This window comes from Streptomyces sp. WY228, from assembly GCF_019287315.1.
Taxonomy (GTDB): Bacteria; Actinomycetota; Actinomycetes; order Streptomycetales; family Streptomycetaceae; genus Streptomyces; species Streptomyces caviscabies.
In genome coordinates, this window is record NZ_CP079114.1 from 4,814,978 (window position 1) to 4,828,644 (window position 13,667).

Consider the following 13,667-nt stretch of genomic DNA (forward strand, 5'->3'; position numbering starts at 1 on the left):
TGCGGCCAAACGTCCAGTGTGCCGCATCGCGGAGCGGGGCGGGGTGGGCCTGGGCGGGGGAGGGCACGGGAGGCGCGGGCGGGGGGACGGCAGGGAGGCCGGATGTGGTCGGTGACGGGGGATCCGTGGCTGATACAAAGAGGTGGCGTGCCGGCAGGGGGTCGGTACGGGGGAGGGTTACGCGTGTCCCAGCCGTACGACGAGCAGCAGCCGCCGACGCCATCGGGGGCTCAACCACCGCAGCCCTTCGGCGCACCACCGCCTCCACCGCTGCCCCCGCAGCCGGGGTACGGCCCGCCGCAGCCGGGTCCGGGGAGCGGTCAGCAGCCGGCCGCCGGAATCGGACACCAGCAGCCGGTCGCCGGGAACCCGTACGCGCAGCCGGTCCAGGACGCACCCCCGCAGGTGTACGGATACGGCGGTGCGCAGCCCACTCCGTACGGAAGCGGCCAGGCGTACGGAAGCGGCCAACCGCCCTACGGCCCGTACGGAACCCCCGGGACCGGAGGCTTCCCGCCACCCCAGCCGGGTCCGCCCGTGCAGCGGAAGAGGACGGGGCTCATCGCGGTCGCCGCCGCGCTGGCCGTGGCGGTCATCGGCGGTGGGGTCTGGTTCGCCGTCGACCGGGACAGCGGCAGCGACGAAGCCAAGTCGCCGACGACCGTGGGGACCCCGAGCGCGTCCGGGGCCGACGGGCGCACCGGGGAGAGCCCGGAGGCGGCGGACCCGACGGCGGACCCGGCCGAAGAGCCGTCCGTCTCGCCGCCCGCCCGCTCGGACAACCCGCTCGTGCCCCAGCCCACCGGCACCGGGCTCCAGGCGGTGTGGAAGATGCCGGACTCCACGATGCTCGGGCTCGGCGAGGCGTACACCGACGAGCCCGCGAGGATCAACGCGATCTACAGCGTCCGCGACGGGTTGCAGTGCAAGGGCCGCTGGCAGGAGGACGAGAGCGGCGACTTCCTGGAGATGGCTCTGCTGTGCGAGGAGGACGGCGTCCGGGTCAAGAGCAAGGACCGGGTCGGCGACCTGCGGCAGAACGGCGACACGTTGACTGTCACGTGGAAGAAGGGCGCCACGGGGACGGACACGTTCGAGCGGTTCTCGGACATGAATCCCGACTGACGTCGGTACGGGAGCGGGGACCTGGCGCGGCGCGGGCCTCAGTCCCCGCGCCGCTGCGGCCCGAAGCGCACGGGCACGCCCGGGGAGTACAGCACGCTCACCGGCTCCCCGGCCGGCGCGGGCAGCCCGCCCGCCGCCACCAGGTCCTCGTCGCACGCGACCAGCTCCGCCCGGTGCAGAGGCCATGCGGGGTGGACGTTGGGCAGATAGGCGGTCCGCCCGAAGAACGAGGTGTGCAGGGCCCAGCGGGCGGTCAGGAAGTGCTCCAGGGGCGTGGGTTCGCCGATCGGGTCGCCCGTCCGCAGCACGATCCGGCTCCGGGCGCCGCGCGGACCGGGCCACCGGCGGGTGCTCGTGTACGTCAGGGTGTCGCCGGACCGCTCGATGTCCATCCGGGACCACACGTACGGCAACCGGACCGCGGCCCGCGCCACGAGGACCGGGATCAACCGCGAGGCGTCGAGCGAGCGGAAGACGACGCCGCGCCGCCCGCGTTCGTCCACGGAGTACAGCCGGACGTTGGTCTCGGGAAAGCTCCCGAGGTACGGAACTCCCGGCAGCCCGAACCCGCTCACCCGATCCATCCGGAACGCCACGAGCCCCACGTGGGCCGCCCCGTCGAAGGTGTCCGGCACCGTGCCGCGCGGCAACAGCGGTGCCACGTCCGCCGGATCGACCGCCCAGTGCAGGAACGCCAGATCGAGCCAGGACTGCGTGAGGAGCGGAGGCATCGGCGCGGCGGGCGGAACGGGTGACACCGGCTCGGGTGACACCGGCTCGGGCGGCAGCGATCGGGCGGCGCGGTGGGCGAAGGACATGGCCCCTAACCCTTCCCGTCCTCCGCCAGTTCCGCCACCCCCGTGATCCGGTGCAGCGGGTAGGTGCGGACCTCGTCGGCGGTGTGGTCGTACGCCGTGACGAAGCCGCCCTCCACGCGGACCGGGGCGATCACGCGCTGGCTGGCCGCGCCGTCCGCGTTGACGTAGCCGATCCAGACCGTGGAGCCCGTCATCGCGGCGGCCTGGACCGTGGCCAGGGTCTCGGCGGGGGTGGTGCGGGGGAGGGCGCCGGAGGGGGCGTTCGAGGAAGGGGCATCCGCCGGCTCCTTGCGGACCGCCGTGGCGGCCGTGTCGCCCGCGCGGATCGCCCGCACCGCCGCGCCGAGCAGCGTGTCGTCCGGGACCGGCGGGCCCTCGGGGACCGGGACCGGTGGTGTGCGGGGCGGGGTGCGGCGGGCGCCGGCGCGGGTGATCAGGACGTCGCCCTCGGCGGATTCGGCGGCCGGGGCGTAGCCCATGTCGCGCAGGGCCTCCAGGAGGGAGCCGGGGTCGGCCTGGGAGGCCAGGACCGTGGGGGCCAGGCGGCGGAGGCGGAGGCCGGTGGAGCGCCGGTCGGCCAGGATCTCGTTGAGGACCGCCTCGTCGTCGCAGCGTACGTACGCGGCCGCCGCCCCGATCCGCAGATGGCCGTGGCGGCGGGCCACGTCGTCGATCAGATAGCTCAGCGGCTGCGGCACCGGCGTACGGCTGTGCGCGGCCAGGAACGCGTGCAGGTCGGTCGCCGCCTGCCCGGCGTCCAGGGCGCGGCGCACCGAACCGGGCGTGAAGCGGTACACCGTCGCCCCGCCCTTCGACTCCACGTCGGCCAGGACCGAGAGCATGTCCGCCAGCGGGCGTTCCAGCGGACCCGGCGCCACCGCCGTCAGGTCGGCCTGGAGCAGGACGTGGTCCAGCGGCTCGGGGAGGAGCGGGGCGAGGCGTGCCGCGGCGGCTTTCTCGCCCTCCGCCAGCAGGGCGCGGGCCTGTGCGGAGAGCGCGCCCCGGCCCGTGATGCCCAGCAGCTCCGCCTCGTTGAGCGTCCACAGGGCGAGGCGTGAGCGGAGGTCCGTGCCCTCCGTCGGGGCCGGGCCCTGACCGGTGGCCGAAGCGGCCGGTCCGCCGCGCAACGGGCGTTCCCAGCGCAGCCGTCGCAGCAGCGTCTCGGCGTCCGGCGCGGTGCCCGGCGGGAGTTCGGCGAAGAGGGCCAGCACCCGGCGGCGTACGTCGGGGGCGGCCGAGCGGTCCAGCTCCGGGCCGAGCGCGGACAGGGCCCGGCCCTTGGCGTCCTGGCCGCCGACCAGGCCCGGGGTCCGGGTGGCGGCGAGCCAGGCGGTGGCGAGGTGCGTCCAGCGGTCCTCGGCGGGCAGGCCGAGCCACTCGTCGGAGGCGGGCGTCGGCGCGTACCGTTCGTCCGTCTCGCCGTCGGACGCCAACAGGCCCGCACCGTAAGCGAGTTCGATCCAGAACGCGGCGATCGGCTCCGTCACGTCCAGGGCGTTCGCCGTACGCTTCAGCTCCCGTACGCTCAGCCCGCCCGCGCGCAGGATCGCGGGGCCGCCGCCGTTCCAGAGCTTCAGCAGCTCCTCGACGGTCGCCAGCGCGGTGAACGCCTGACCGGCCGCCGCCCTGTCCACAGCCTGTGGATCGCGTTCGGCGGCCGCCGCGACGGCCGGGGGGACCGGTTCCGGTACGCGGTGGGCGCGCCCGGCGCGCAGATGCAGCGCCGCCTCGCGCGGCAGGACCACCGTGCGCGTCGACACCGGCAGCAGCAGACCCCGGTCGCGCAGCCACTTCACGGGCGGGGTGGGGTTGGGCGTGACCTCGCCGTACGGCGGGCCCCACACCAGCCGGTCCAGGACCGACAGCGCCTCCACCGGCGCGGTGTCCAGCAGCTCCGCCATCCGCGTCCGGTCCGTGAACAGGGACGAGAGCGCCGCCACCGCCGAGACCGGGTCGTGCGTGGCGGACAGCCCGGTCGCCGCCAGGATCTCCTGGAGCCGGCCCGGCGACATGCCCGCCGTGGCCTCGGCGACCGTGGGGCCGAGGCCCGTGGGGGAGGGGTGCTGCGGGGACGGGGCGAGCAGTTCGCGGGCGGTGCGCACCAGCCGCAGCCGGTCGTCCTCGCCCCAGACGAGGGCCTGTTCGCGCAGCGTCGCCAGCGCGCCCGGCAGCGCGGCGGTGACCGCCGCGCCCGCGTCGTCGCGCTGTTCGCCGTCGTCGAGCCCGTCGCCGGTGAGCAGCGAGAGGAGCGTGCCGTACGGGGCCGGGTCCGGGGCCACCGCCAGCGCCTCGGCGGTCTGCAGCGCGAACCGGTCCAGGTGCTCCAGCGCGCGGACGACGGACGCCCGGGTGCCGGCCCGCGTGGCGAGCTGGGTGATGTCGTTCGGCACCGGGTTGAGGAGGTCGGGGCGGGCACGCAGCAGCCCGGCCAGCGATTCGTCGCCCCGGGCGCGCAGGGCTTCGGCGAGCGTGCGCGGTGGTGTGGTCGTCCCCATCCGTCCCACGGTAGCCGCTGGAACGCTACCGTCGGGGCAGGGCCGGTAGAGGGGATGCACCGCGTGGGGATCGAGAGCGACCAGCTCGTCTACGACTACCTGAGCCGGGTCGGCGACCTGGCTCAGCAACAACAGCTGTCGTCGGGCGCCCGGATGCGCCTGGTTTCGACGCTCCGGGGCGAGATCGACCGGCAGCGCGGCACGGAGGGCGCGGACTCCCCGGCGGCCGTGCGGCGCATCATCGGCAGGCTGGGCAGCCCGGACGAACTGGTCGCCGCGGCCGCCGGGTCGGCCGACGGCACGGTCCCGCTGCCGTCCGCCCGGACCGGCCCGGGCGCCGGCGAGCAGCAGCGGCGCGGTCTGCCCCGGCCCCGGAGCGGACTCCTCCGCAAAGCGCCGGGAGGGCCCGAGGAGCCCGCGTCCGGGGTGGGCGGGGGCCGGGAGTCCCGGGGCCCCGGGAAGCCGAAAGCCGGTTTCGGGCGGGGCGCGTCGCGCCGCGACCGCGATCCCGAGGCCGGGGACACGCCGGAGAGCCGTACGGAAACCACCGCCGACACGGCCGCCGTACCCGGCCCGTCGACGGCCCCCGACGACACCGGCGTACCGGCCCGCGACTGGCCCGACCCCAACGCCCCGCACATGCTCGGCCAGGACCGGCAGACAGGCGCGGGCGACGCGACCGACTGGTGGCGTCTGGAGCCGGGCCCCTTCGACGAGGGCACCGCCATCCCCGGGTTCTTCGGCGGCATCGAGGCCCCGGAGCTGCTGGGCCGCCGACCGATCCCCCTGGAGAAGGACGAGAAGAAGGACGAGAAGAAGGAAGAGAAGCAAGGCGACGGGAAGGAGGCCGAGGGCGGCGAAGCAGCGGAGGACGGAGCCGCCGGAGCCGCCGGGACCGCCCGGCGCCGCCGCGCCCTGCGCCTCGTGAAGCTCCGCCGCCGCAAGGCCGTCCCCGTCGCCGCCGCGCCCGAGGCCGCCGCCCCCGCCCCCCGCGGCGGCTTCGCGCACCCGCTGCTGGTCCTGGCCGCCGTCCTGCTCGTCGCGGGCGTGGTCACCGGCTCCTGGCTGCCGCTGGCGGGCGGCTGGCTGATCGCGTACAGCTCGCGCACCCTCTCCCGTACGGAGGCGAAGTGGGCGGCGCTGGGCCTGCCGGGCGTGGTGGCGGCCACGGCCCTCGTATGGATCTGGGGCCGGATGGAGGGGCGCTGGGGCGAGCCGATCCGCGAGGGCGCGATGCGGGACGTCCTGCTGGAGACCTGGCCGGTGGTCGTCCGGGTCGCCGCCGTCGCCTCCGCGCTCTACCTGGTGTGGCGGGCGCGGAGGCGTACGGGGTGACGGCCGGGCCTCAGCGCTCGACCGGTGCGTTCGGCTCCAGGGGGCTGACGGAGAACGTCAGCCCTCCGGCGTGGGCCACGATGGCGTCGCCCTTCAGCCGGACCGTGGGCGGCCCGGCGTCCGGCCGGGGACTCGCGCCCTCCCGGGACGGGGTCTTCCACATGACCCGGCCGTCGGCCTTCGCCAGCGCCAGCAGCCGCCCGTGGCCGCTGACGAGGTACAGCGCTCCGTATTTTTCCGACAGCACCGGAGCGGACAGGCCCTCCACCTCCGTGTCGCGCCGCCACCGCACCTTTCCGGTACGCGCCGAGACCGCGGTGACCGTGCCGTCGGCCCGGACCAGGTAGAGCGTCCCGTCGATCAGCGGCGCCCGGTCGTCCGGAGTGACCCGGCCCCGCTTCGGCAGTGCCACGCGGCGGGACTCACCGGTGGTGGTGTGCACCCTCAGCACGGAGGTGTAGTCGCCGGTTTCGTCCTGGGCGCCGCCGGACCGTTCCAGCAGGACCAGCTCGTCCCCGTCGACGCCCACCGGGTTCGCGTCCGGCGGGACGGCACCCACCTCGCGCGCCTGGCCGGCCGGGCCGATGTGCCACAGCGTGCCCTCGACGGTCGGGTCGTTCGCCGGGAAGCAGCGGGCGTACAGGGCGCCGCCGCCGGACCACGGTATGCAGCTGTCGCCCTCCGGGATCGTGAAGCGCCAGGCCTCGGCGCCGTCCTCGGCGTTCATGGCGACGAGGTGCCGGCTGTTCACCGACAGGGCCACCACCCACTTCCCGAACGGGACCGCACGGGAACCGTCGGCGACCGAGTGGGTCCACGCGACCTCGGCGCTGTCCGTGCTCAGGCCGGTCACCCACTGACGTACCTCGGTCGACCAGGAGGGGCCCTTCATGTCGTTGACCACCACGACGCCGTCCCGCACCATCACCGGGGCGGAGGACTCGATCCCCGCCGAGAACCGCCACCGGGTCTTCCCCGTGGCCGGGTCCAGCCGTGCGGCGGTGTAGCCCTGCCCGCCGCAGTACAGCGCCTCGGGCGGAGCCAGGCAGCCGCTGCTGCCGTCACCCCCTCCGTCCATCGGCTCCTGAGTCCGTACGGTGGTCAGCCACGGCCGCCAGCCCCGGGGCAGGGCCGGCGCGGGAGCGCGTGACGCGGTGGGCTCCGCGCGGTCCCCGTCCTCGCCGCCCCCTCCCGGCCGGAGCAGGACGGCCGTCGTCAGGCCGGCCGCCGCCACGGCCACGGTCAGGGCGGCCAGCAGCAGCTGCCGCCGTCGCCGTCGTCGGGGTGGTCGGGCGGGCGGCGGTGACGTGTCGCGGGGCAGGACTCCGGTCGGCACAACTCCGGTCGGCAGGACTCCGGTCGGTGCCGCCCCGGTCGGGAGGTGTCCGGTCGGAGGCAACCCGGCCGAGGGAGGTCCGGCCGGGGGAAATCCGGCCGGAGGGAGGTCGCCGGTCGCGTGCGGGTGCGGCTGCCGCCCGGGCGCGTGCGCGGCGGCGTCCGGTGACGCCGGCGTCCGGTACGACGGCAACGCCTGGAACAGGGGCAGCAGTTCGGCGAGGCCGGGCCGCAGGCCGGGGTCCTTCGCCAGGCACCGGGCCAGGACCGGACGCAGCACCTCCGGCACATCGTCCAGCACCGGCGCCGTGTGGACGACGTTGTACGCGGTCGTGTACGAGCTCTCCGCGTCGAACGGCCCGTACCCGCACGCCGCGAACGTCAGTACGGCGGCCAGCGAGAACACGTCCGACGCGGGACCGATGTCCCGCGCCGAGGCCAGCTGCTCCGGGGACATGTAGGGCGGCGTGCCCAGGGCCCGTCCGGTCGCGGTCAGCATCTGGTGGTCCGCGACCCGGGATATGCCGAAGTCGATGACGCGCGGCCCGTCCTCGGCCATCAGGACGTTCGCCGGTTTCAGATCCCGGTGCACCACCCCGGCCCGGTGAATGTCCTGCAACGCCTCGCTCAGCCCGAGCGCCAGCACCCGCAACTCCGCACCGGAGAGCGGCCCGTCCTCCCGGACCCGCTGGGCCAGCGTCCGGCCCGGAACGTACAGCGTCGCCATCCACGGACGTACCGCCTCGGGGTCCGCGTCGACCACCGGCGCGGTGAACGCCCCGCTCACCCGCCGGGCCGCCGCGATCTCCTGCCGGAAGCGCATCCGGAACTCTTCGTTCTCGGCGTACTGCTCGTGGACCACCTTCACGGCCACCCGACGGCCGGACGCGGACCGGGCCAGATAGACCATGCCCATCCCGCCCGAACCGAGGCGGTCCAGCAGCTCGTAGCCGCCCACCGCCGCCGGGTCGGCATCACTCAACGGCACCTGCTCCAGCTCCCCCGCCAACGCCCGATCGCACCCTGCAACGTGTCCCGGCACACCCTAGAGGAGCGGAAACCGGGCCCGTGCAGGGCCTTCGGGCGCTCCTGACTACGCGGTCAGGTTCTGGTGGAGTTCGCCGAGGATCTTGTCGGCGGCGGTGTAGCCGATGCCCTGGATCCACAGCTGGTCGTCGACCGCGAAGACCTTGCCGTTCTTCACCGCGTCCATGTTCTTCCACAGGCCGCTGCCGGTGGTCTCCGTCTCCTTGGACTTCTTCGGGTCGCCGTACGTCGAGTGGAAGACCACGTCCGCGTCCGCGAGGTCGATCTTCTCGGGGCTGACGTCGTAGGAGAAGCCGTCCTTGGCCTGGTCCGTGATCGCGGGGCGGCCCAGGCCCACGTCGGCCAGGATCGTGGCGATGTAGTTCTTCCTGCCGTAGATGCGGATGTCCGCGCCCTCGACGAAGCGGACCATGTTGACCTCGGTCGCGGCGGCCTTGTCCTTGCCGCCGAGCGCCTTGGTCACGTCCGCCACGTGGTTGGCGTAGTCGTCGGTGACCATCTTCGCCTCGGTCCGCTTCCCGAGGGCCTCCGCGTGGAGCTGGAAGTTCTCCTTCCAGGGGTAGCCGGTGTTCTCCGTCATCACGGTCGGCGCGATCTTCGACAGCTCGTCGTACTTGTCGCCGTGCCGGATCTTGCTGGTGAGGATGAGGTCGGGCTTCAGGGCGGCGATGGCCTCCAGGTTCGGGGTCATCATCTGACCGACGTCCTTGATGCCCGAGAGCTGGTCCTTCGGCAGGTAGTTCAGGAAGCCCGACGTCACGTCCGCGTGGGTCGCGCCGACCGGCTTCACGCCGAGGGTGAGGGCCGAGTCCAGTTCGGCGGTGTCCAGGACGACCACCCGCTCGGGGGCCTCCTTGACCTGCACGTCGCCCATCGGCGTCTCGACCGTACGCGTGGAGCCGCCGGAGGAAGCGGAGCCGGAGCCGGAACCGGAGTCGTCGGACCCGCCGCAGGCGGCCAGGGTCAGGGCGGCGACCGTGGTCAGGGACACGGCGGCCAGGGCGCGGGGGAGGAAGCTGCGCTGGGTCATGGGTCAGAGGACCTTTCCGGGAGTCGGGTCGGACGCGGAAGAAGCGGAAGCGGGAGCGGAAGCGGGAGCGGACGTGGCCGTCGGGGTCCAGGGGGCGCCCGGGACGACGAGCGGCGAGCCCGTCACCGGGTCCGGGACGATCACCGCCTCCAGGCCGAAGACCTCGCGGACGAGTTCGGCCGTGACGATGTCCCCGGGGGCGCCCTCCGCGACGATCCGGCCCTCCTTCATGGCGACCAGGCGGTCCGCGTACCGGGCCGCCTGGTTGAGGTCGTGCAGCACGGTGACGACCGTACGGCCCCGGGTGCCGTCCGCGGCAGGGGACGCCAACTGTCGTACCAGGTCCAGGACTTCGACCTGGTGGGCGATGTCCAGATACGTCGTCGGCTCGTCGAGCAGCAGCAGGTCCGTGTCCTGGGCCAGGGCCATCGCGATCCACACCCGCTGGCGCTGACCGCCCGACAGCTCGTCCACCGACCGGTCGGCCAGCGCCGTCACATCCGTACGGGACATGGCGTCGGTCACCGCGCGCTCGTCCTCGTCCGACCACTGCTGCCACCAGCTCTGGTGCGGCTGGCGGCCCCGCGCGACCAGGTCGGAGACGGTGATCGCCTCGGGCGCCACCGGGGTCTGCGGGAGCAGTCCGATGGACCGGGCGATCTGCTTCGTCGGTATCCGCGCCAGCTCCGTGCCGTCCAGCAGGACCGCCCCGCCGCGCGGTTTCAGCAGCCGGCCGAGCGCCCGCAGGGTGGTGGACTTGCCGCAGGCGTTCGGGCCGACGATGACGGTGACCTGCCCGTCGGGCACGGTGAGGTCCAGCTCGTGGACCACGGTGCGGTCCTCGTACGCGAGCGTCAGGGCGCTGGCCGCGAGGCGGCCGGTCCGCCGCGCTGCGTCGGATGTCGTCGGGCTCGGGCTCGGGCTCGGGCCCGTGCTCGTGTTCGTGCTTCGGCTCGGGCTCATGCGGTGCCTCCACTGCGGCCGCGGTGACCGCGGATGATCAGCCAGATCAGGTACGGGGCGCCGACCGCCGCCGTGAGGACGCCCACCGGCAGTTCGGTGGGCGAGAACAGCCTGCGGGCGAGCAGGTCGCCGAGGACGACGATCACCGCGCCCAGCAGCGCCGAGGACAGCAGCGGGATCTGCGCGGTCCGGGTCATCCGGCGGGCGATCTGCGGGGCGAGCAGCGCCACGAAATCCACCGGGCCGGCCGTGCCCGTCGCCACGGACGCCAGGACCACACCGAGCGCGACCAGTCCGAGCCGTACCCGCCCCAGGCGCACGCCCAGCGCGGTGGCGGTGTCGTCGTCCATCGTGACGGTGCGCTGCGCGCGGGCCGCCCAGGCGATGGCGGGCAGCAGCACCAGCAGCGTCCAGCCGATCGGGGCCGCCTCCGACCAGCCGCGTCCGTTCAGCGAACCGGTCATCCAGATCTGCGCCTGCTGGGCGACCAGGTAGTCGCCCTTGGTCAGGAACAGCGTGGTCACCGACCGCAGCGCGACGGCGAAACCGATGCCGATGAGCACGAAGCGGGTGGCGTGCAGACCGCCGCGCCAGGCGAAGACGTAGACGAGCGCCGCCGCCGCCACTCCGCCGATGACGGAGAGGTAGGGCAGGACGGTGTACGAGGTGATGCCGAAGGTCATCGCACCGACCGTGAGGGCGCTCGCGCCCTGGCTGATGCCGATGATGTCGGGGCTGGCCAGCGGGTTGCGGGCGACCGTCTGGATCAGCGCCCCGGCGACCCCGAACGCGGCGCCGACCAGCAGCCCGACGACCATGCGCGGCAGCCGCAGCGTGCCCACGACCAGCTCGGCCGAGGACGGCTGCCCGAGGATCACCTTCACGACCTCGCCGGGCGCGACGAAGCTCTCGCCGACGCAGAGGTAGGCGACGCAGACGGCGGCCAGGAGGACGAGCAGGGCCGCCGCCGCGACGGACGCCCTGCGGTGCAGCAGGAACCGGCCGCGCGGCCCGGCCTTCACGACGGCGTACCCGGCGGGCCGGACCCGTACGGGCCTCACGGTCTTCTCGGGCGTACGGGTGACGCTCATGCCGGAACCGCCTTCCGGCGTACGAGGGCGACCAGGAACGGCACCCCGATCAGGGCCGTCATCACGCCCGCCGGGACCTCGCTCGGCGGGAACACGATCCGGCCGACGACGTCCGAGACCAGCAGCATCACGGGCCCGATCAGCGCCGCCATGGGCAGCACCCAGCGGTGGTCGTTGCCGACGACCGCGCGGGCGATGTGCGGGACGGCGAGCCCGATGAACGCGATCGGACCGGCGGCTGCCACCCCGACCCCGGTCAGCACGGTCGCCCCGATGCCGCCGGTGATCCGGACCGCCGCGACGTTCTGCCCGAGCCCCTTCGCCACGTCCTCGCCGAGCGCGAGCGCGTCCAGGCCGCGGGCGACGGAGAGCACGAGGACGGCGCCGAGGAGCAGGAACGGCCACACCTGCTGGACGACGTCCGCCCAGGCGCGTTGATCCCGCCCGCCGCGCCCAGCGCGCCGCGCCCCGAGGCCGTCAGCACCCGCGAAGCGTGCGCGAACGCGAGCCATGGCGATGCCGAGATGCAGGCGGCCCGTCAGGATGCCGCGGCACGTGCGGAGCAGCAGGGTGTCGAGCACCTCGCCCGGCGGGATGGAACGCGCGCCGACGGCGAGGCTCAGCAGGATCGCGAGCAGCAGGGCGACGACGGCCGCGGCCGTCGCCGTCGCGCGTCGGGAGAGGCGGGGTGCTCGGGGCACCCCGGGTGGCGCGGTGTCCCGCACCGGTGCTGACGCTGACATCTGAACCCATCGTGACGGCCCGGAGCGTGAGGGGGACGGGGCCGAGGCTGGTAAGGCTTGGCTAAGTACGGGCCTCAGTCTAGGCGGCGGGATTTCCGGTCCGACGGGGGCTGCCGGACCGCCCCGGGACCGGCCCCGGCAGGTCGGCACAATGGCAGGCATGACGTCCACCGCTCCGCACTCCGCCCCCCACCCGCACCGGCGCCCCCTGACGGTCGGCTTCGACCTCGACATGACGCTCATCGACTCCAGCCCCGGCATCGCCGCGACCTACCGGGCGCTGTCCGCCGAGACGGGCGTGCCCATCGACGTGGACCTGGTGGTGAGCCGGATCGGCCCGCCGCTGGAGACGGAGCTGGCGCACTGGTTTCCGGAGGACGGGGTGCGGGCCGCGGCCGACCGCTACCGGGAGCTCTACCCCGACCACGCGATAGCCCCGTCCACGGCCCTCGCGGGGGCGCGGGAGTCGGTGGCGGCGGTGCGGGCGCTCGGCGGCCGGGCGATCGTCGTCACGGCGAAGTTCGCCACGCACGCGAAGCTGCACCTGGCCCACCTCGGCATCGAGCCGGACGCGGTCGTCGGCTGGCTGTGGGCGGAGGCCAAGGGCGAGGCGCTGCGCGAGAACGGCGCACAGGTGTACGTCGGCGACCACACCGGCGACGTGCGCGGGGCGCGGGCGGCCGGCGCGCTGTCGGTCGCGGTGACGACGGGCCCGTGCGACGCGGCGGAGCTGCGGACGGCGGGCGCGGACGTGGTCCTGCCGGACCTGACGGGCTTCCCGGCCTGGCTCGCCGCCTTCGACGCGGACCGCACGGCGTAGATCGCGCAGGCCGGACGGCGTACGTCAGGGGCGGGAACGGGCCAAGACCGTCAGACGCGGTTCGCGGCCCGTTTCGGCGAGTTGACCCAGGCCGAGCGGACGACGCCGGCCCCGGCGATCAGGAACCCGACGCCCATCAACATGCAGACGGCGTAGGCGACCGGAGGGAACGGGTCCGTGCCCAGGAACAGAGGGGCCACCGTGACCAGTGTGGCCAGAGCGCCGACGAAAAAGACGATCGCGCCGACCTGAACAAGCCGGTCACCTGCGCCTGAAGGAGTAGTACTCACGCGACCAGGGTAGTTCCCAGCCCGGAGGAACTCTCCGGCGACGTCTTGTCACCGGCCGTAGGGCCATTAGCCTGGGACCGGGCGGGTCACGGTGACCCGCTGTACTGCTATCCGGAGCCGTTTCCCCTGGTGCCCGAGGGGGGACCGGCTCTTCCGCACACCGACGAGTACGAGGACGAGGACAGACGTGCCCACCGGCAAGGTCAAGTGGTTCAACAGCGAGAAGGGCTTCGGCTTTCTCTCCCGCGACGACGGCGGCGACGTCTTCGTCCACTCGTCGGTACTCCCTGCCGGAGTCGACGCGCTCAAGCCCGGCCAGCGCGTGGAATTCGGCGTGGTCGCGGGCCAGCGCGGCGACCAGGCCCTCTCTGTGGTGGTCCTCGACCCCACCCCGTCCGTCGCGGCCGCGCAGCGCCGCAAGCCGGACGAGCTGGCGTCGATCGTGCAGGACCTGACGACGGTCCTGGAGAACATCACGCCGCAGCTGGAGCGGGGCCGCTACCCGGACAAGGCCGCCGGAGCGAAGATCGCGGGCCTGCTGAGGGCGGTCGCCGACCAGCTCGACGTCTGACCCG

13 protein-coding genes are annotated in these 13,667 nt (G+C 74.3%); 4 read left to right on the forward strand and 9 right to left on the reverse strand.

Annotated features, from left to right (window positions below; genetic code table 11):
* Positions 1–177 precede the first annotated feature (177 nt).
* The gene (locus KV381_RS21000) at positions 178–471 is read right to left on the reverse strand and encodes a hypothetical protein (RefSeq protein WP_218785987.1); all 294 of its coding nucleotides are present in this window, start codon (positions 469–471) and stop codon (positions 178–180) included.
* Between the two features lie 66 nt (positions 472–537).
* Between KV381_RS21000 and KV381_RS21005 the strand changes: the two genes are divergently transcribed.
* Positions 538–1,125: a hypothetical protein gene (locus KV381_RS21005; RefSeq protein ID WP_218785988.1), complete on the forward strand. Its 588-nt coding sequence runs from the start codon at positions 538–540 to the stop codon at positions 1,123–1,125.
* Between the two features lie 38 nt (positions 1,126–1,163).
* Here the strand turns inward: KV381_RS21005 and KV381_RS21010 are convergent, their stop codons facing one another.
* Complete coding sequence (locus tag KV381_RS21010; protein WP_218785989.1) at positions 1,164–1,943, reverse strand: YqjF family protein; 780 nt, start codon at positions 1,941–1,943, stop codon at positions 1,164–1,166.
* Between the two features lie 5 nt (positions 1,944–1,948).
* The gene (locus KV381_RS21015) at positions 1,949–4,438 is read right to left on the reverse strand and encodes a helicase C-terminal domain-containing protein (protein WP_218785990.1); all 2,490 of its coding nucleotides are present in this window, start codon (positions 4,436–4,438) and stop codon (positions 1,949–1,951) included.
* Positions 4,439–4,492: 54 nt separating this feature from the next.
* On the opposite strand from KV381_RS21015, the gene KV381_RS21020 reads away from it, so the two are divergent.
* A complete protein-coding gene (locus KV381_RS21020; RefSeq protein ID WP_218785991.1) occupies positions 4,493–5,773 on the forward strand; it encodes a hypothetical protein in 1,281 nt (426 codons plus the stop codon).
* A gap of 10 nt (positions 5,774–5,783) precedes the next feature.
* Here the strand turns inward: KV381_RS21020 and KV381_RS21025 are convergent, their stop codons facing one another.
* The 5 genes from KV381_RS21025 to KV381_RS37115 all read right to left on the reverse strand — a co-directional run bounded on the left by KV381_RS21025 (position 5,784) and on the right by KV381_RS37115 (position 11,982).
* Positions 5,784–8,096: a protein kinase gene (locus KV381_RS21025; protein WP_256995125.1), complete on the reverse strand. Its 2,313-nt coding sequence runs from the start codon at positions 8,094–8,096 to the stop codon at positions 5,784–5,786.
* A 105-nt stretch (positions 8,097–8,201) separates the two neighbouring features.
* Positions 8,202–9,185, reverse strand: a complete 984-nt coding sequence (locus KV381_RS21030) for an ABC transporter substrate-binding protein (protein ID WP_218785992.1) — start codon at positions 9,183–9,185, stop codon at positions 8,202–8,204.
* Positions 9,186–9,188: 3 nt separating this feature from the next.
* Positions 9,189–10,148 (reverse strand): ABC transporter ATP-binding protein, encoded by a 960-nt coding sequence (locus tag KV381_RS21035; RefSeq protein WP_256995126.1) that lies wholly within the window; start codon positions 10,146–10,148, stop codon positions 9,189–9,191.
* Positions 10,145–11,239, reverse strand: a complete 1,095-nt coding sequence (locus KV381_RS21040; RefSeq protein WP_086779595.1) for an iron chelate uptake ABC transporter family permease subunit — start codon at positions 11,237–11,239, stop codon at positions 10,145–10,147. Before KV381_RS21040 ends, KV381_RS21035 begins: the two co-directional genes overlap by 4 nt.
* Complete coding sequence (locus KV381_RS37115; protein ID WP_373461069.1) at positions 11,236–11,982, reverse strand: FecCD family ABC transporter permease; 747 nt, start codon at positions 11,980–11,982, stop codon at positions 11,236–11,238. Before KV381_RS37115 ends, KV381_RS21040 begins: the two co-directional genes overlap by 4 nt.
* Positions 11,983–12,142: 160 nt before the next feature.
* Here KV381_RS37115 and KV381_RS21050 point away from each other — a divergent pair, with 160 nt between their 5' ends.
* Positions 12,143–12,802: an HAD family hydrolase gene (locus tag KV381_RS21050; RefSeq protein ID WP_086779597.1), complete on the forward strand. Its 660-nt coding sequence runs from the start codon at positions 12,143–12,145 to the stop codon at positions 12,800–12,802.
* A gap of 50 nt (positions 12,803–12,852) precedes the next feature.
* Here KV381_RS21050 and KV381_RS21055 read toward each other — a convergent pair whose 3' ends face one another.
* A complete protein-coding gene (locus tag KV381_RS21055) occupies positions 12,853–13,092 on the reverse strand; it encodes a hypothetical protein (RefSeq protein WP_030087383.1) in 240 nt (79 codons plus the stop codon).
* 187 nt (positions 13,093–13,279) lie between these two features.
* On the opposite strand from KV381_RS21055, the gene KV381_RS36945 reads away from it, so the two are divergent.
* Positions 13,280–13,663: a cold-shock protein gene (locus KV381_RS36945; RefSeq protein ID WP_006126557.1), complete on the forward strand. Its 384-nt coding sequence runs from the start codon at positions 13,280–13,282 to the stop codon at positions 13,661–13,663.
* The last annotated feature ends 4 nt before the right edge of the window (positions 13,664–13,667 follow it).